Origin of the sequence: Pedobacter sp. ASV1-7 (assembly GCF_040203335.1) — a bacterium.
Taxonomy (GTDB): domain Bacteria; phylum Bacteroidota; class Bacteroidia; order Sphingobacteriales; family Sphingobacteriaceae; genus Pedobacter.
Genome location: NZ_JBEHBV010000006.1, coordinates 281,298 through 299,438 on the forward strand (window position 1 = coordinate 281,298; position 18,141 = coordinate 299,438).

Consider the following 18,141-nt stretch of genomic DNA (forward strand, 5'->3'; position numbering starts at 1 on the left):
TTATTGATTAATTATAACCGTCGTTTTGATCCAGCACATCTCTTGCTTTATCTATTTCCTTTTGTGGAATTGGAAGATATTTAAGCGCAGCTCTTGTTGCCACAGGCACAATTAAAGCAGTTCCTGTATTAGGATTATAAGCACGTTCTTCAGAAGTAAAATTTAAATACTTCCCAGACCTAACTAAATCGTACCAGCGCTCGCTTTCATAAGCAAACTCTAAACGGCGCTCAAGAAACAGCTTATCACTAAAATCTGCAGGACTGGCAATATCCGACAGGATATAGTTTTTGGAGGTGCCAGCAAAAGCACGTTCACGAACTTTATTCAATTCAATTAATGCATCCCCTGGCCTATTAAGCCCATAAAGCGTTTCTGCATAAAGTAAAACCACGTCTGCAAAACGTATAACAGGTAAATCCAGGCCGGAAGAACCATAATCATGAACAACCGCATATTTTGAAACATATGGGTACCACAAAGGTGTATCGCCTATTTTACTAATCAACATATCGGTAATCGTACTAGCTTTTCTGGTATCACCTGAGATATATAGCTTATTTATGCTCCAGGATGGCAAAGCTACTTCAGCGCCACGAGAGACAACTCCTGCAACTCCTCCATTCGGTATAAAAGCGGTAGACAAATTATGTGCATTAGAACCTGCAAGATAAGTTATAGCAAAAACAGATTCCTTGCTGTTTTCATTTGTCATTTTCCAAAAATCGGCGAAATTATTGACAAGAATATAGCTAAAAGGAGCTTTAAACAATTGTGACAATTGCTCTTCTGCTTCTATCCACTTTTTCTGATAAACATACACTTTCCCCAACAGTGCTATTGCCGCCCCTTTTGAAGCACGGCCAGCTGCCATAGTCACAGGTAGTTTTTGTATCGCATCCTTTAGATCATCAATTATCAGCTTATATATATCAGCTTCTGATGCTCTCGGAACCCTCTTTGCATCTTCCGCACTCAATAATGTAGTTACATTTGGCACTCCACCAAAAAGCCTGACCAATTCAAAATAAGTCAATGCCCTCATAAATTTAGCCTCTCCTGTATACTGGTTTTTTTCTATACCTTTGTAGTCTGTAGGTTTATCGATATTATTCAGAACTGCATTTGTACGAAAAATTATACTATAATTCGCTACCCAGAAATCTGCAATGAGATCATTATCCGGAGTAACTGCTAAAACATCTAATGCATTTGCCCCTGATACAGAAGTATTTGTTGAGGCATACAAGTTATCAGTTGGGATCTCCAATAGAAGGTAATCTGTTGGCTTCCTTGACTGTAATCTACTGTATATTCCCAATACCGCTTTATCTATATCTTTTGATACCTGATAAAAATTTTCCGTATTTAGTAACGATTCAGGATTTGGTTCTAATAATTCTTTTTGACATGCACTAAATAACAACATTGTCAAAAGTGAGCCTATTATATAAATTTTACTTCTTTTCATCTTTTACACATTTAAAAATTAAAACCCAACATTTAATCCCAGAGCATAAACTCTGTTAATTGGTTCAGAACCATTTGCATTATAACCTGGCTTACTTGCTACACCTATAATTTCACCTTGAGTGTATCCTTCAGGATTATAACCATGAAATCCCTTTTTGGTAATCACAATTGGGTTATTCAATGTTGCAAATACTCTAACATTATTCAAATGAAGCTTTTTTGCCAGGTCAGCAGAGAAAGTATATCCTAAATTCAAGTTTCTAACTGCAAAAAATGAAGCATCTTCCAAATAGAAGTCTGATTGCCCCTGAAAATTTAACTGACTCAATGCCGCTGCAGGTGTTTTCCCATCTCCAGGTTCATTTACCGACCACCATTGATTTTCTACTAAAGACCTACGCATTGCACCGAGGGTATTACCCTCAAAGTACTGGTTCTCAAAATTGTATAATTTTGGTCCAAGGACAGCCTGCATAGCAAGACTTAAATCGAATCTTTTGTAGGAGAATGTATTGGTCATACCTAAAGTTACCTTAGGCTGATAACTACCAAGAATAACCCTATCCAATGAAGTAATTTTTCCATCCTTATTGACATCCTCATACTTAGGGTTACCAATTTTAGAACCCGGAAGAACTGTTGAACTTGCCAGATCCTGTGCATCTTTAATGACACCAATCATCCTATAGCCATAGTAAGAAAACATAGACTCTCCCCTTCTTAACAACCAGCTCATGCCAAAGGTATCCGTTTCAATGTTCTCAGGAACACTACCAAGATCAACAACCTTGTTTCTATTACGATTCAGGTTAAATGCACTTTCCCATCTAAAATTACCTTTTAAATTAATCGTCTTTAATTCCAGATCTATACCTTTATTACTAACAGATCCTATGTTTGATAACCTGGTAGTAAAACCAGTTAATGCCGAAATAGCTTCAGGATAAAGCATATCACGAGTCAGTTTATCATAGTAATCTAAAGTTAAACTAATCCGATTATCAAAAAGTCCCAAGTCCACAGCTATATCATAGCCAATGTTTTTTTCCCATCTTAGTTTAAGATTTTCCACATTAGACTGTGCCAGACCATTGCTCAAACTATTATTTGGCGAATAAGGCACCGATGATATTTTTCCCAGATATTCGAAATCACCAATATTAAAATTACCTGTTACTCCATAACTTCCACGAAGTTTTAAATTACTGATAGCAGGCACACCTTTCATGAATTCTTCTTCACTAACCCTCCATCCTACAGAAGCAGAAGGGAAGTACCCCCACTTGTTATCCGGTCCAAATCTGGAACTCCCATCCATTCTCATCGATCCAGACAATAAATATTTACCTTTATAGGCATAATTAACTCTACTAAAATAAGAGATCAGCCCCCACATTGATTTGTTAGTATTACTTCCGGTGGGGTTAATAGTTGCATTGCCTAGTGTATACAGGATATCATTGTTAAAAGTATTATTTACGGCGATAAGATTGGTGCGCCTTGATGTATTCTTCTGATAAGAACCTCCTAGCAATGCCACAAAATCATGATCTTTATTAAAGGTTTTATTGTAAGTTAAAGTGTTTTCATTTAACACACTAATTTCCCTTGCATCCCCAGCTGAACCTGTACTAGCATTACCGGTATAAGTTGCGGCAAATGCATCTATCTCAGTATTTAACATGTTCACGCCCAATGAAGACTTAAATTTAAGCCCAGGAATCAGATTCAAGGCAAAATATCCTTCCCCCGTATTACTTATCCTATTGTTTGTATTTACCGTACCATTCAAAATTCCATTTGGATTTGCCTGACCTGTCACGTTAATTGACCAGTAATCTCTGGCCCTTGGATAAGTTCCATTAGGATAAATAGGCTCTACAAAAGGTGGGTACTTGGCAAGATTTACCATAGTAGTTGTTGTGCGTCTTTTAGTATAAGAAGGGTTTAATACCAGTCCTACATCTATCATTTTATTAACTTTTACATCAACATTTGCCCTAAAACCATAGAACTGATAATCTGCAGTTTTTATAGCTCCTTTTTCACCATTATAAGTTCCTGATATATAATACTTAACTGACTCATTACCGCCATTAACAGCAACATTATAGCTTTGTGATGGTGCCCTTTGTATCACCTCATCCTGCCAGATGGTCTGTTTTCCTTCTTTAATAATAGGATTCACCTGATATTTGGGAAGTCTGTTCGGATCATTCCACAGACCGGTAGAAGGATCTCCTCCATCCCAAACCAATTCTCTATTCTGATATTTAACTACATAATCATAATACTCCTGACCGGTTATCCAGTCGTCATGTAGCATTGGTTTAGCGATACCATAGTAAGTGTTTAATTTAACTTGTGGCGCTCCAATCTTTCCTTTTTTAGTGGTCACAATAATTACTCCACCCGAAGCTCTGGATCCATAAATTGCTGCAGAAGAAGCATCTTTCAAGACTTCAAATGACTCCACATCATTCATATTGATCTGACTCAGATCTCCTCCTGGAAAACCATCGATCACAATTAAAGGACTATTCCCTGCGCCAATAGAAGCAGCACCACGAATTCTGATAACAGGAGCGGCGCCTGGTGCACTACTGGTTTGAGAAATACTTACCCCTGCCATTTTTCCTACTAAGGCAGACTCTGGTCTTCCCGCAGGCATCTGATCCAGGCCTTCATTACTAACTTTTGATACAGAAGCAGTTAATGAACTTTTCTTAATGCTACCATATCCGATAACAACAACTTCATCCATTGACTTCACACTTTCTTCCAATTGAACTTTAACAGATTGCTGTGTTCCCGGAGTTACTTCCTTTGTATTAAAACCAATGTATGTAAAAACAAGTACTACATTCGGCTGGTCATCAGGAACACTCAGCTGAAATTCACCTTTATTGTTAGACATTGCTGCTATTGCAGTTCCTTTTATTGTAACACTTACTCCTGGAAGAGGAAGATTTTGATTATCGGTCACTACACCTTTAATAATCCTGTTCAGGCTAGACAATGAATGTTCAAGGCCATTACCTTTCTCATTAAAAATTTCTGTTCGGCTAACCATTGTTTCCCCCTGGGCTGCTACTGTAGCAGTTAAAATCCCGGGAAGCAATAAACTTCTGACAAGAGAACCTACTCTTGCAATGATTGGTTTTACTTTCATAAGATAAATATTTGGTATTAATTATAAGGATCGATAATAAATGATATTAATATCTATTTAAATCAATCGTTAACGTTACCGAAAATCGTTTTTATTAATGAGAATACCAACATCAAATCAAGAAAAGATCAATTAGTTTTTAATTATTCTTAGAAATAGAACTAAGAATAATGCTAAAAAGACTTCTCAAGCTTAGTCAGAATTCGATCATTCTTTGGGAATTGTCGGTCATCCTGTATAAGTCCAAAGACCTTGAAATGAGTCTACAAGGACTCTAAGAGGATTTGCGTTCGACAAGGAAGTCGGCTCAGCCTTATCTGTAGCTCGATGGTGGGGCGACTAATTTATAGGCTATAATACAGCAATGAATTTTAATGTGTAAGAATTGGTTCGACTTTAGTAGGGTTATAAAATAGATATAAATAAAAAAGGTTGCTCGTTTTCGAACAACCTTCCGGGATTAACCCAATGTACTCAGAGCGGGAATCGAACCCGCACGACTTTTAAGGTCACAGGATTTTAAGTCCTGCGTGTCTACCAGTTCCACCATCTGAGCATTTCTCCATATCCATGAGAAAATGTTTTTTTAAAATATAAAGCCTTCGTTGAAGAAGGCTTTTAGAGCGAAAGACGAGATTCGAACTCGCGACCCCGACCTTGGCAAGGTCGTGCTCTACCAACTGAGCTACTTTCGCATTGGTATTATTTGCTATTTCGTTAGAAACAGTCTTTATTGTACTCAGAGCGGGAATCGAACCCGCACGACTTTTAAGGTCACAGGATTTTAAGTCCTGCGTGTCTACCAGTTCCACCATCTGAGCATAATCTTTATCAATAACCATCGATAGGATTAATTTTATAAACATCTTCCTGGTATTGAAAATGTTTAGAGCGAAAGACGAGATTCGAACTCGCGACCCCGACCTTGGCAAGGTCGTGCTCTACCAACTGAGCTACTTTCGCATTTGCCTGACATCATCCGATGTCGTTCCCTTTTGGTACCCGGTAAAACTAATGACCTTGTTTCCGTTTGGGATTGCAAATATAAATACTTTTAATTTACTGTCAAGTTATTTTTAATAAAAAAACAGCGTTTAAGCTAAGTCACTGGTCTTCAATACTAGAATTATCAGATCTCTTTCAAATCCTTTCCCCATTAAGTAGCTAACCAACTTATATTGGCGTTTAAACGCATCTTTTTCTTTAATCAATGCCGCTTTTTTTTCGGCTAAAGACTGAATAGTCTTTAAATATTCATCATGATCGATACTATTTAATGCCCGTTGAATCATTTTATCTGGTATCCTTTTCAACTTAAGACCTTGCTTTATCTTAATTTTCCCCCAGTGCTTGATATTGAATTTTCCCGAAACATAAGCTAGTGTAAAGCGTTCTTCATTTAAAAAATTTGTCTGAATAAGCTCCGAGATCAACTCTTCTACATCAGCAGACCATAATCCCCATTCGTATAACTTATCGCGAATCTCCTGCTGCGCACGTTCCTGATATGCACAATAATGCTCGGCCTTAGCCAAAGCACTTTTCTTATCCAGTTTAATCTGCTTTTTACCTGTTTCTTCCACAATACAATATTAAGCAATACCCGGTCAAAAAGCACATCGGTTTTATTCCTCTGCAGTCTCTTCTAATTTACCTTCTTTATTCCGTTTCAATGCAACCTTTGGATTCTCCTGCGTTCCTGTAATACTTAATGGAATACCAAACAAACCAAATGGTGGCAAACCTAATCTTCCCTTCATATTCAAACGCCCATCAAAACTCACCTGACCTTCGAAACGAGGCCTGAAACCTGCAACGCGCATTTTAAATCTTTCAATATTAATGATGTTATTGGCAATGGTCGATTTTATCTGTACTTCAGAAACATCCTGATTGCTCAAACTATCTCTATCAGTAGCTTTGCTCACTGCATTCATTAATTTAAAACCCATTAAGCTCACCTTTTTAACTGAAAGTACGCCTCCGCCCTTCAAAGATGGATATACAGGCATCATATCACCATTAAGCTTGCCTGACAAATTATAATCAAGTCCAATGACACCTTTAACCTTTGATGCAGAAGTTGCTAAATCTCTAAACAGCTTGATCTCCTTATATGCTTTTGCTATATCAAATTCCTTAGCCAGAATACGATAGTCGAAAGTAGCAGATAAAGGTGTTAAGCTTTTATAAGTTGCATCCATTGTAACATCAGCATCTATCAGATTAAAGCCAGCTTGATTTAAACTCATTGTCCCATTATTCAGAACAAGATTTCCTTTCGCATTCTTAATCTCCAGTCCATTGTAAAATACAGAACCTGCATTAGCATTAACAGATACATTCAGATTATCAGGAATGATGATTACACCTGCTGCCGTATTGTTTGTGGTTCCAGCCTTTGCAGAGCCATCATTATAAGCCATAAATTCATCAGCAAATAACTTCCCGCTTTTCAGATTAAAATTTCCTGTCAGTTTCGATTTGTCGGACAACACGTAATTCACCACATTCCCAAGGAAACCTTCCATACTGAAATCCGATTTACCATAACGCCCTTTAAACTGATCAAACTTCATTTTATCCTGCTTAAATGAAAAAACTCCATTATTTACCAGGAATGATTTTGGGAACAGATCCGAATTAAAAGTCATTTCTTTTATCGTTACCTTTCCTCTGTTATTCAGCCTTTCAATTCTACCAGCCATTGCATCACTTTGCAATCCGCTAAAAGCAACATTGGTAAACACAGAGCCTTTTACATCATATCCCTTAATAGCAAAAAGTTTATACATTTTGCCAATATCAATACTCCCCTTAGAAGTAATGTTATATTTCACATTCTCCAGATTCTGAACCGCAGCCTTTAGTTGAAACGGTTGTCCGCCCATTTCAAATGATATCGGCTTTATGTTCATTATCGTACTCTTAAGCGTCCCGTCTCTATTGGTCAGCACTCCATCTATAGAAATACGTTCCAGCGCCTGATCAAAATGTGCTGTTTTAATTCTTCCATCATTTAACAAAACATTTACTTCAGAAACAGGGAATCGTTTCTTTGCTTTATTATAGTCTCCTTTAACTTTAACATTCAGGTTTAACTTACCATTCAGGTCCAGATCTTTTAACGGATAGAACTCCTTAATTTCTGCAAGGTTCAATAAACCATTCAATTGCACATCGATAGGTGTACTTCCTGAAGTTTTTAATTTAGCAAATCCTCTGATATAGTTGGAGAGGGCTTGTATATTCAGGTTCGTCATTTCAAGCGTTGTATGCTTATAATCACCATCCGTATTATCCCCCTGAATATTAAAATTGATTTTGTCTATTGCCGAAGCAACTGCATGATGTTTAAAATACCCATTTTCCAATGAAGATCTAAGTTTGAAAGTTGGGATAGTTGCAATTACTGTATCAACTTTTCTAATACCGCTGCGTACAACTTTTTTAGTATAAGTTCCCTGTGCACTAAAGTCCATTAAAAACTGGCCTCTCAGCTGATCTACTTCGAAAATTTTCGCCCATTTCTCCAGATCAATATTCATCTTGCTTTTCACATAAAGTTCTGGTGTAACCAATCCCCTTAAGTTCACCATTGCTCCTACATAATCTTTACCTAAATTAAAATACAAACTATCCATATTGATGTACAGGCTATCCATATCTAATGAAGGCAATTTGGTTTGCAGATTGATATAAAGTTTACTAATGGGCTCTGGTGCTTTAGGGTTAGCAATCTCACCTTCACGTATTTTCAAACTAAATGAAAGTGTAGGCATAATCTTTTTCCCTGCCAGATATTTCCCTATCAATGATGCTTTAATTTCTGCGTAACCTTTTATTTTAGTCCGCTCCATACGTTCAGCAATAGCAGGAGGCATCGCTGTAAAAATATTATGCAGATCAGTTTCCTTAGCCTTGGTCCTGAAATTAATATCGTAACCGTCCTCTATGAAAGCAAACCTGCCTATAAAATGAATAGGAAGTGAGTTGATTTTCAGATCATTTTCATCGAACTTTAACTCCAGTGAATTGGTATTGATTTTAGTAACCAATCTGGCATCAATCTTTTTATTTACCAAATAAGGTTCTTTATCATAATAAACGTCCAATGATTCTATCTGTGCTTTACTGCTCAAGTCAAAAATAGCCTGACTTAAATCTCCTTTACCAGTATAATTTAATCCTTTGGCACTAATTAACATAGGTACCGACTGATCTTCATAGATCAGCTTACTTTTATTGATAAATATTCCGTCAATCTTTATTGCTGTAGAACCAGTATCTGTCATTTCAGCTGGCTTATTATCACTTTGGTAAACATTATAATTTGCATTACCTTTTTCATCTACTTTGATGTTAATCACCGATTCATCTAAAAATACTTTATCGATTTTAATCTGTGAAGAAAACAGAGTACTTAGATTAACACCAAATGATAACTGTTTACAATACAAGAGCGTATCTCTTTCAAAAGGTGCAGCACCTTTCAACATAAAGTTATTTAAACTTAATGTTAATGTAGGAAAATGCTTAAAAAAAGAGAGGCTGGTACTTTCAAATTTAACCTCTCCTTTAATGCTATTATTAATTGATTTTTGTACTTCTCTATTAATTGTATCCGGAAATAAATAAGGACCAATAAACAGTAAAAGGAATAATGAAACAACACTTATTCCTGTAATCTTTAAAATCTTCTTCAAACTGATAAAATATTTAATCCCTGGGGCAGTCGCAAAGATAAATTTTTATTTAGTCATATTTCAATGCCGGGTATCCTAATAATCTGCGCCATAAAGCGAGTTGTCCAATAATGCTGGCTTCTCTGTATATGGTGAATGATATCATTTCATAATAACTCATCTTCATCCCTCCCATATCCAGTTCACTGTCCAGCTTTGCATCTGAAATATTTACGAGAGTTTCTCTGGCTATTGGTGTAAACCTATTCCAATCCTTGATATACTCAGCATTTGTCGGATAGGTTGCTCCATCTTCAATACCTTTATAGTCTTTAAAAAACTCCTCTCCTGTTTGTGTTAATCCAGGATGAGTTTCCGTTGTCATCCAGTAACGCTGTTGTACTAATGAACCCGTAAGCCAAGCCATGTGATTTGCTTTTGTATTTAAACGGTTGTGCATATCCTTTTCAGGTATACCATCTATAGCCCGTTCAAAGAATGTAGTCTGCATATCAAATAACGTAAGCAGACCTTCAATTCTGGTACTTGCTGTTTTAGTTTCCATAATTTATAGTTTAATGGTTAACATGATTTTGTCAATTAAAGCTATACATTCCAACGCGGAATCAGATGGTTATAAAACGACAATTTTAGGGGGTAAAACCGACAGATTTTAATTAACAATTCTTATTCCTCACTACCAAAATCGCTTCCATAAAAATTAAAACATCTGAAAATCAAATAATTAAATTTCAGTCATAAAATATTTTAAATAAAGTCTAGTAATTTTATAGACTTTATATATATTTGCATAAGTAATCAAATAAATGATGAATATATAGTCATGTGGCCGAGTGGTTAGGTGGGGGTCTGCAAAACCTTAAACGGTGGTTCGAATCCACCCTTGACGTCCAGTACAATTTATACATTGACTGCATTTAGATGTTTGGTTAGATCTAAGTTTTGTTTAAAAGAAGCCAGGTTGGATGACCTGGCTTTAATTTACCAGGCATATTCGAATTAAAAGATTTTTTAAAAAAAAACGGAGATACAGCAATCCACCGTATCCCCGCTATCTAAATTAACGCTCTCATATGTATAGACGATTAAATAATTGTTTTATTGTGTGCGTCTTATTATTTTTCATAAAACTCTATAGGAAGCAGATCAGGATCAGCAATAAAAGTAAATCGCTTACCGGTAAATTCATCAATCCGAATTGGTTCAGCTGTTACCTTTTTTTCTTCAAGTGCTGCTATTATTTCCTCCAGGTTATCCACTTCAAAAGCTAAATGTCTTAAACCCATAGCCTCGGGTCTTGATGCTCTTTTTACAGGTTCAGGAAAAGAAAATAGTTCAATCATATAAACACCATTTACAGCCAGATCAAGTTTATAAGATTGTCGCTCGGCTCTATAAACTTCTCTGATAATTGTAAAGCCTAATATCTCTGTGTAAAATGACTTGGAAACTTCGTAATTACTACAAATGATTGCAATGTGATGAACTTTATTTATCATACCATAAAAGTACTAATCTTTTTTTGGCGCGATTACACCTATATTATGGCGTATTCAGCATATTAAAAATCAGAGTTTTCCATTTAAATTTGATTAAGTAATCATTCAAAAATTTAAAACCAATAATATGAATCAAAACGTTGTCTGCTGGTTTGAAATCTATGTGAGTAACATGGATAGAGCAAAGAAATTTTACAATGCTGTTTTAGGCACAAATTTTACGGATATGTCGGATCCAACTGAAGATGCTGGCGACATGAAAATGGCTTTTTTCTCTTCACCAGAGAACCAGGGAGTATCTGGTGCTTTAGTTGAGATGGCAGGGACTAAGGAAGGTGACGGAGCCTGTGTCAATACTATGGTTTATTTTCCTTGTGAGGATTGTAGTGTAGAGGAAAGTCGTATTGCCAGTGCTGGTGGTATTGTTACCCGACCAAAATTCTCAATTGGTGAATTCGGCTTTATCTCCATATGTGTGGATAGTGAAGGTAATCCATTCGGTTTATTCTCAATGAGCTAGCATTTTTACAGAATTACATTTATAAAAAATGGGATCACCAGAGATGATCCCATTTTTTCATTTAACTCTTTTCCAGGTTTCGGATCGCCCTAGTAACGAAATACCAACATATCCACGCATATTTAATACATCATTGCTTTTCAAGGTCATATTACAGCTGTAAGTTTTGCCCGACTTAGGATCATAGATTTTACCGTCAGTCCATTTCCCATCTTCAAAAACAAAATTCTTAAGAATTTCAAGTCCCAGGATAGGTTTCGACTTTAAGCTTTCATCTGGATTTTTTACGTCAGTTTTGTTATTTCCTTTTTCATCTTTAGGCTCTTTTAACCAAACAATCTTACCGAAATATTTATCACCTCTTTTGGTAATATCAATATGAGCTTCACCAGATGAGTTGATCCATTTACCAAGAATAGCATCTTTGTTCTGAGGAAAAGCTGCGATGGAAATTGCTGTTAGCAGCAACAAAAAAGTTAGTTTTTTCATAGATAGCCAGTTAGTATTTACTTAAAGATACTAAACGGCAGAGGTATCTGAAAAATTATTTTATCGTTTCTTTTACTTCTCCGCAAGTTAACATGCTTTCGCCATAATAAGGGTTTTTAATATCTTTCTGATTGCTTAACCAGTATGCGCCTTTATCATTCATTGCCATCGGACAATACTCTACATATATCTCACCTGAACTTAATCCGGAACTTTTCACCCTTGTAATGAAGTCATTGCTCAAATCAGAAAGGAGTATTCTTTGCGCTTCAATATCTGCTGCAGCGGCAATTTTACTTGCCAGTGTAGCTAACACACTCCCATTACTTAACTCTTTTGCACCCAGTTCAATTGCAGCAGCCGCTATTTTAGCTTCCGCCATATCGCCATTTACAAGTGCTGTAGTCAGGTGGATATAATGCTGATAAACTGCGTTAAGTTTATCATCTTTCAGACTAACTGATGTAGTTTTTTGTTCAACAGGAGCACCATGGCCTTCTCCCGGAGCATGATTGTGTCCTGCATGAGGATCTGCATCGGCTGGTTTTTGTGTATTTCCACATGCTGCAAACATTGTTACTGCAGCTAGAGCAATTGCAAAATTAGTTACTGTTTTCATCTTCTTTTTTGATTTTTATATTTATGATTTAGTTAATTTCAGACCTTCAGCCGGGTTCTTTCCTTTCTTAAGCACATATTCGCTATACAGCAGATAAGCACCAGTTACAACCACCTGATCACCATTTTTTAAGCCTTCTGTTATTTCTACCTGACTCTCATTCTCTGTCCCTGTTTTCACCAATCTTGGTTCAAAAGTTTCTTTACCGGTTTTAATCCATACATGCATTCCTTTTCCATCTCTGATTACAGCATCTACAGGTAATGTCAGTACATTTCCTTTATTTGCTGAGGGAAGAAAAACATTAGCTTGTAAACCAGGTTGCCACTGATTGCCTGGATTGGGAATACTCCCACGAACCTGAGTAAGCTGGGTTCCCGATTGCAGTGATGGGGTAATAAAACTAATTACCATTTCCTGAGGCTGATCTTCCCAACCGGAAACAATAACTTTTACTTTTTGTCCAACTTTTATTCCAGAGGCTTCAGCCGGATAAACATCCGCTTCTACCCATAGCTGTCCGTAGCCTTCTAATCTTAAGATTGGACTCCCCTCGCTCACATACTGCCCTTGTGTTACAGATAACTCTGCTACCACACCACTTTCTGGTGCATAAAACATTACAAAAGGATCCCTCTTTTGTGTTTTAAGCAATTGCTGCAGCTGACTTTCAGATTGTCCATACAACAGGAGTTTCTGTTTTGCAGAAGCTACAATCTCACGTTCTACTTTATCTCCCTGAAACTGTTTTTCCTGAGCAACTGCCATCAGGTATTCCTGCTGTAAGGTTGCCAGCTGTTCCGAGTATATTTTATATAATGGTTGTCCTTTATTTACTCTCACACCAGTCTCCCTGATGTACAGATGTTCAATCCTCCCTGCTATCCGACTAGAGATATAGCTGCTTTGCTCAGGGTTAACTGTAAGTCTGCCATTCAATTGTTTAGCTCCTGATAATGTATTTTCACCAATGATAATCGTTGTGATATTCGCAAGAACCTGACGTTTATCATCTAATTTCAAAGCCAGATCATTACTATTTTTTTCAAATGGCACCAAGTCCATTCCACAAATCGGACAGGTTCCCATTTCATTCTTAATTACCTGCGGATGCATAGGACAGGTAAAGGTCTGCTGCTTCTCTTTAGCAACTCCGGAATCTGTTTTTTTCTCCCCACTGCAGGCAGAAAAAAATACCGATGGTGCTATTGCTATTAAAGCTATATTTTTTATAAATAATTTCCGTTCCATAGCTTTACTTTTTAAAACCTTCTTTAATAAAACTCTCACTATCTACCAGATAGGCTGCATTTGCACTAACTTCCCAACTGCTGATATCTTCTTTAACCTGCACCATTCCTCCAATAGTAACACCGGTCTTAATTGATTTAGGCACTACCACATTACCTTCTTTTTTAAACAGTATCGATTGATTTCCAAGTGACACTATTGCTGCTTCAGGTAACCACAATGATGCAGGTAATAAAACCGGGATACGAGCTTTAAGTAATTCACCTACCCTAAAACCCGGTTTATTCAGATAAACCCTGGCTATGGTAAAGTTTTCACCATTTTTAAAAACAGGTTGAATCATACCCACTGAAGTGCTTACAATTGTATTTTTATCCGCTGTTTTATAAAACAAAAACTTGTCTCCTTTTTTTAATAGTGCAGCAAGAGCAGGCTTTAATGAAAATTCAGCAATCAATCGGTCTGCGTTGTAAATTGTAAAAAGCGACTGACCTGCATTAACATACTGTCCTTCACGCAATAACACAGGTGTATTCACCGCAGCAGTACTGTTAGAGGCAGCAGCCGGGGTTGATGATGAAGCTCCCATACCACTCATTCCATCTCCTCCAGTAGCAGCAGGCGGTGCTGATGGAGCGGGACTTGAAGAAGCTACTGCCGATTGTTCCAGAATATAACCATCAGCATTACTATATACGGGTATGCGGTAATTAACTTTTCCTGTTTTCAATACCCTGTTCACAGCATCAGCACTCATTCCGAGTAACATTAATCTCTGTTTTGCTGCTTGTAATAGCTGAACATCGTTTCCTGTAGATCTCAAAAACAAAAGCTCCTGTTGAGCAGCAGCAAGATCAGGAGAATAAACCTCCATAATGAGCTGACCTTTCCGAACCGGTTGATAATTGTACTTTATTAACAAACGTTCAATCCTCCCACTCACACGACTAGCTATACTATTCTGATTACGCGTATCATAATTAATAACCCCTTGTGCTTCTTCAATAAATATTCTGGTACCATGCTCTGCCTTAATTAAAGGCAAAGTAGAAACTACCTGTTCGTTTGATGGTTGCAGTAAATGAGCAAGATTACTATCAATATTTACAGTTCCCGGATCATGATGATCATCTTTATTACTTTTATTTTTATTGCATGAACTGATGAATAATATACCGATCATCAGTACAGCAACCAAGCTGTAACCACTTTGCGTGATCCGCCTAACGATATAATTCTTTCTCATAATCAGCAATCATTAAATAAAGTTTCAACTTCTCATCTAACACATTCGTCTGCATCATAGTCAACGCTTCCCAAGAGTCAATTACTTCAGGCAGTTCCATTTTATTCTCCCGGTAACTTAAAAAGTTAACATCAAGCGTCTTTTGAAGACTTGGAATAATCTTATTTTCCATTGCTTCTATCCTTTTCTGCATTGATTGGATTTCGAACTGCATACCATACAACATACCCTGAGTTTCCTGTAACATGGCTGCTTTCTCTTTACCCATGGCCTGAATTTCATATTCCATCCCTTTCACTTCAGATTTATACATTTTAGAAGACCAGGGAGCAATAGGAAGACTCACCATCCCCATCACACTATAAGCCTTGGGCATCATTTTAGTTAAAGGCGACATATGATCAAACCTTAGTTTGAAGTCGGGCCTGCTCTGTTTCTTCATTGCCTCGATATTCAGTTGCATGGATTGTATACTATAATCCATTTTCCTGATATCATTTCTAGCCAGAGCAAGGCTTCCTGTATCAATACTTGCTGCAGGTACAAAGGCGGGCTTGAAATTAGTGTCTATCATAAAACTACTATTCCCCTTCATATTCATCAGACTATTCAACCAGGCGCGGCTACGAGCAATATCTCCCTCCTGCATCCTGATCATATTGTTATTTTCCTCCAATTTGGCGGCGGTCTTATAAACACTACCTAATTTCGACTGATTATAAGGATATCTGATTTCTTCAATCTTTTTCATCATCTGCATAATATTCTCATTATGCTTAAACACATTAATCTTTTGTTGTGCAACCAACCAACCGAAATACAAACGCTTAGCCTGTGCTTTATATTCGTTTAATGTTACCCCACGGGTTTCATTTTCTACCTTAGCTTTTGATTCAATAAAACGTTTGTTAGCGTTTAGCTTAGCTATATTTGGAATATCTTGTTCCAATTGTACCATTACTGCTCCTTTATCTCCTTCATCCATTACCATTTGGCCGGGATAAGGAGTCATAAAAGTACCAACGCCGATCATTGGCGCCATCCAGGCAGTCGCAGCATTTGCGGTATGCTTATAGCCTTCGGCTTTCAGACCATAGCTCTGCAGTAATAAATTATTTTTGTCTATTCTTTGCAAAACAGTATCCAGCGACAATACCCGAACCTCCTGTGCTACTCCATAAAAAGGTAGTAGCAGGAGTAAAACTGTTATTCTTTTAATGATGAACATCATGCACCTCCAGTTTTCCATATTTCCTCAATTCATACTCTTTAGACATTAAAAAGATCAATGGGGTAACTAGTAAAATGTGTGTTGAGGAGGTTAATACCCCACCTATCATTGGCAGCACAATAGGCTGCATCACGTCTACCCCTACACCGGTGGCCCATAATACTGGCACCAAACCAAATAATGACACACAAACTGTCATCAGTTTTGGTCGTAATCTTTTAGCTGCTCCATGAACCACAAACTCTCTTAACTCTTCCTTCGAAATAGTTTCACTTGAATTTCCCCTTAGCTTAATTAGCTGATGCATGGCATCATTCAGGTAGATTACCATTACAATACCCGTTTCTACAGCAATACCAAACAGGGCAATAAAACCAACGGCAACACCAACGGAGAGATTTACATCCCAGAAATAAATCATATATGCCCCTCCTATTAATGCAAAAGGAACGGTAATCAGGCTTAAAAAAGCTTCTCTTACAGAGTGGAATGCAAAATAAAGAGAGAAGAAAATAATGACAAGTACTACAGGAGCAATCCACATTAATGTTTGTTTACCACGAATCAGGTTTTCGTACTGTCCGCTCCACTCCAAAAAGTACCCTTCAGGAAGAATACCCTTTTCCATATTTAGCTTTTCCATTGCGTCCTGCACTGTACTCCCCAAATCTCTATCTCTTACATTAAACATTACGGCACCACGTAAAATGGCATTATCAGAACTGATCATTGGCGGTCCATCCTCAAATCTGACATCAGCTACTGCTGATAAAGGGACTTCACCGAAACTGGCCGACTGAATAGGAATTCTTTGTATACGTTCCACACTGTTACGGTATTCCTGAGCCAACCGGACACTGATAGAAAAACGCTGTCTGCCTTCAATTGTATTGCCGACTGTGGCACCTCCTAATGCAGATTCCACAACCTGATTCACATCGTCAACATTCAAACCATACCTGGCCAGCTCTTCCCTTTTAACATCAATAGATAAGTATTTACCTCCGGTAATCGGCTCAACGAACAAGTCACTCACCCCTGGAGTACCCTCTAAAGTAGCTTTTACCTTTTCAGACACAGATGCAATGGTATCCAGATTTTGTCCGAACACTTTAATACCTACATCCGTACGAATTCCTGTTGCCAGCATATTTATTCTGTTGATAATAGGTTGTGTCCAGCCATTTACCACACCGGGGATTTGCAACTTTGCATCCAGCTCATTCACAATATCTTTTTTAGTAACCCCCTCACGCCATTCACTTTTCGGTTTCAGCGTAATGATCGTTTCAATCATACTCATCGGTGAATTATCTGTTGCAGTACTTGCTCTACCAGCTTTTCCCAGTACCTTATCTACCTCTGGCACCGACTTAATAATTTTATCCTGTACCTGTAAAAGTCTTTTCGCCTCAGCATTTGAGACGTCAGGCAATGTTACCGGCATAAATAAAATACTTTGCTCATCTAATGGAGGTATAAACTCTGTACCCAGATTTTTAAGCAAAGGGATAGTAATCAGCAATGCAATAATATTTACAGCTATTGTAGTTTTTCTCCACTTTAACACAGTTCTGATAACCGGCTCATAAACCTTTTCCAATACTCTGTTTACCGGATTAGCACTATCTGGTTTAAACTTCCCTTTCATAAAAAAGGAGATTAAAACCGGGGCAAGTGTAATAACCAACAAAGCATCAACAATCATGATGAATGTTTTGGTAAAGGCCAATGGATGGAACAATTTACCCTCCTGTCCTGTTAACATAAATACAGGCAAAAATGAGGTGATGATTATGACTGTTGCAAAGAACACCCCTCTTGAAACCTGTTTACTGGATTTGGTAATTACTGCAAGACGATCTTCTTCAGTAATCCAATCCGGATATTTCTTAAATATATTTTTAAACCAGTTTTTCATTAGTATATATTTTT

The 18,141-nt window shown here is 37.3% G+C and carries 13 protein-coding genes and 5 tRNA genes; 2 read left to right on the forward strand and 16 right to left on the reverse strand.

What is annotated here, in order from left to right; genetic code table 11:
- Positions 1 to 7: 7 nt before the first annotated feature.
- The 9 genes from ABDJ41_RS15570 to ABDJ41_RS15610 all read right to left on the reverse strand — a co-directional run bounded on the left by ABDJ41_RS15570 (position 8) and on the right by ABDJ41_RS15610 (position 9,895).
- The gene (locus ABDJ41_RS15570; protein WP_349786999.1) at positions 8 to 1,471 is read right to left on the reverse strand and encodes a RagB/SusD family nutrient uptake outer membrane protein; all 1,464 of its coding nucleotides are present in this window, start codon (positions 1,469 to 1,471) and stop codon (positions 8 to 10) included.
- An 18-nt stretch (positions 1,472 to 1,489) separates the two neighbouring features.
- A complete protein-coding gene (locus ABDJ41_RS15575) occupies positions 1,490 to 4,645 on the reverse strand; it encodes a SusC/RagA family TonB-linked outer membrane protein (RefSeq protein ID WP_349787001.1) in 3,156 nt (1,051 codons plus the stop codon).
- Between the two features lie 471 nt (positions 4,646 to 5,116).
- A tRNA-Leu gene (locus ABDJ41_RS15580) sits at positions 5,117 to 5,201 on the reverse strand.
- A 66-nt stretch (positions 5,202 to 5,267) separates the two neighbouring features.
- A tRNA-Gly gene (locus ABDJ41_RS15585) sits at positions 5,268 to 5,340 on the reverse strand.
- Positions 5,341 to 5,381: 41 nt separating this feature from the next.
- A tRNA-Leu gene (locus ABDJ41_RS15590) sits at positions 5,382 to 5,466 on the reverse strand.
- A 69-nt stretch (positions 5,467 to 5,535) separates the two neighbouring features.
- Positions 5,536 to 5,608 (reverse strand) — tRNA-Gly (locus ABDJ41_RS15595).
- A gap of 131 nt (positions 5,609 to 5,739) precedes the next feature.
- Positions 5,740 to 6,228 (reverse strand): regulatory protein RecX, encoded by a 489-nt coding sequence (locus ABDJ41_RS15600; RefSeq protein WP_502930340.1) that lies wholly within the window; start codon positions 6,226 to 6,228, stop codon positions 5,740 to 5,742.
- A gap of 42 nt (positions 6,229 to 6,270) precedes the next feature.
- Complete coding sequence (locus ABDJ41_RS15605) at positions 6,271 to 9,351, reverse strand: AsmA family protein (RefSeq protein ID WP_349787002.1); 3,081 nt, start codon at positions 9,349 to 9,351, stop codon at positions 6,271 to 6,273.
- 49 nt (positions 9,352 to 9,400) lie between these two features.
- Positions 9,401 to 9,895, reverse strand: coding sequence for a DinB family protein (locus ABDJ41_RS15610; protein WP_349787003.1), 495 nt, complete (start codon positions 9,893 to 9,895; stop codon positions 9,401 to 9,403).
- A 275-nt stretch (positions 9,896 to 10,170) separates the two neighbouring features.
- Between ABDJ41_RS15610 and ABDJ41_RS15615 the strand changes: the two genes are divergently transcribed.
- Positions 10,171 to 10,244: transfer RNA gene (locus ABDJ41_RS15615), tRNA-Cys, on the forward strand.
- A gap of 222 nt (positions 10,245 to 10,466) precedes the next feature.
- On the opposite strand, the gene gloA2 is transcribed toward ABDJ41_RS15615, so the two are convergent.
- Positions 10,467 to 10,850, reverse strand: coding sequence for an SMU1112c/YaeR family gloxylase I-like metalloprotein (gloA2, locus tag ABDJ41_RS15620; RefSeq protein WP_349787004.1), 384 nt, complete (start codon positions 10,848 to 10,850; stop codon positions 10,467 to 10,469).
- A gap of 127 nt (positions 10,851 to 10,977) precedes the next feature.
- Here gloA2 and ABDJ41_RS15625 point away from each other — a divergent pair, with 127 nt between their 5' ends.
- On the forward strand, positions 10,978 to 11,370 hold the full coding sequence (locus ABDJ41_RS15625; protein ID WP_349787005.1) for a VOC family protein: 393 nt from the start codon (positions 10,978 to 10,980) through the stop codon (positions 11,368 to 11,370).
- Positions 11,371 to 11,427: 57 nt separating this feature from the next.
- Here the strand turns inward: ABDJ41_RS15625 and ABDJ41_RS15630 are convergent, their stop codons facing one another.
- Genes ABDJ41_RS15630 through ABDJ41_RS15655 form a run of 6 tightly spaced genes read right to left on the reverse strand, consistent with a single transcriptional unit; the run spans position 11,428 to position 18,127 of the window.
- Positions 11,428 to 11,859, reverse strand: coding sequence for a DUF2147 domain-containing protein (locus ABDJ41_RS15630; RefSeq protein ID WP_349787006.1), 432 nt, complete (start codon positions 11,857 to 11,859; stop codon positions 11,428 to 11,430).
- Positions 11,860 to 11,914: 55 nt separating this feature from the next.
- The gene (locus ABDJ41_RS15635; RefSeq protein WP_349787007.1) at positions 11,915 to 12,478 is read right to left on the reverse strand and encodes a DUF3347 domain-containing protein; all 564 of its coding nucleotides are present in this window, start codon (positions 12,476 to 12,478) and stop codon (positions 11,915 to 11,917) included.
- 21 nt (positions 12,479 to 12,499) lie between these two features.
- A complete protein-coding gene (locus tag ABDJ41_RS15640; RefSeq protein ID WP_349787008.1) occupies positions 12,500 to 13,729 on the reverse strand; it encodes an efflux RND transporter periplasmic adaptor subunit in 1,230 nt (409 codons plus the stop codon).
- Positions 13,730 to 13,733: 4 nt separating this feature from the next.
- Positions 13,734 to 14,975 (reverse strand): efflux RND transporter periplasmic adaptor subunit, encoded by a 1,242-nt coding sequence (locus ABDJ41_RS15645; protein ID WP_349787009.1) that lies wholly within the window; start codon positions 14,973 to 14,975, stop codon positions 13,734 to 13,736.
- Positions 14,953 to 16,206 (reverse strand): TolC family protein, encoded by a 1,254-nt coding sequence (locus tag ABDJ41_RS15650; RefSeq protein ID WP_349787010.1) that lies wholly within the window; start codon positions 16,204 to 16,206, stop codon positions 14,953 to 14,955. Before ABDJ41_RS15650 ends, ABDJ41_RS15645 begins: the two co-directional genes overlap by 23 nt.
- Positions 16,190 to 18,127, reverse strand: coding sequence for an efflux RND transporter permease subunit (locus ABDJ41_RS15655; RefSeq protein ID WP_349787011.1), 1,938 nt, complete (start codon positions 18,125 to 18,127; stop codon positions 16,190 to 16,192). Before ABDJ41_RS15655 ends, ABDJ41_RS15650 begins: the two co-directional genes overlap by 17 nt.
- Positions 18,128 to 18,141: the final 14 nt, after the last annotated feature.

Coding starts and splice junctions, on each gene's coding strand:
- ABDJ41_RS15570 (WP_349786999.1), bottom strand. CDS start 1,471: ATGAAAAGAAGTAAAATTTATATAATAGGCTCACTTTTGACAATGTTG.
- ABDJ41_RS15575 (WP_349787001.1), bottom strand. CDS start 4,645: ATGAAAGTAAAACCAATCATTGCAAGAGTAGGTTCTCTTGTCAGAAGT.
- ABDJ41_RS15610 (WP_349787003.1), bottom strand. CDS start 9,895: ATGGAAACTAAAACAGCAAGTACCAGAATTGAAGGTCTGCTTACGTTA.
- gloA2 (WP_349787004.1), bottom strand. CDS start 10,850: ATGATAAATAAAGTTCATCACATTGCAATCATTTGTAGTAATTACGAA.
- ABDJ41_RS15625 (WP_349787005.1), top strand. CDS start 10,978: ATGAATCAAAACGTTGTCTGCTGGTTTGAAATCTATGTGAGTAACATG.
- ABDJ41_RS15630 (WP_349787006.1), bottom strand. CDS start 11,859: ATGAAAAAACTAACTTTTTTGTTGCTGCTAACAGCAATTTCCATCGCA.
- ABDJ41_RS15635 (WP_349787007.1), bottom strand. CDS start 12,478: ATGAAAACAGTAACTAATTTTGCAATTGCTCTAGCTGCAGTAACAATG.
- ABDJ41_RS15640 (WP_349787008.1), bottom strand. CDS start 13,729: ATGGAACGGAAATTATTTATAAAAAATATAGCTTTAATAGCAATAGCA.
- ABDJ41_RS15645 (WP_349787009.1), bottom strand. CDS start 14,975: ATGAGAAAGAATTATATCGTTAGGCGGATCACGCAAAGTGGTTACAGC.
- ABDJ41_RS15650 (WP_349787010.1), bottom strand. CDS start 16,206: ATGATGTTCATCATTAAAAGAATAACAGTTTTACTCCTGCTACTACCT.
- ABDJ41_RS15655 (WP_349787011.1), bottom strand. CDS start 18,127: ATGAAAAACTGGTTTAAAAATATATTTAAGAAATATCCGGATTGGATT.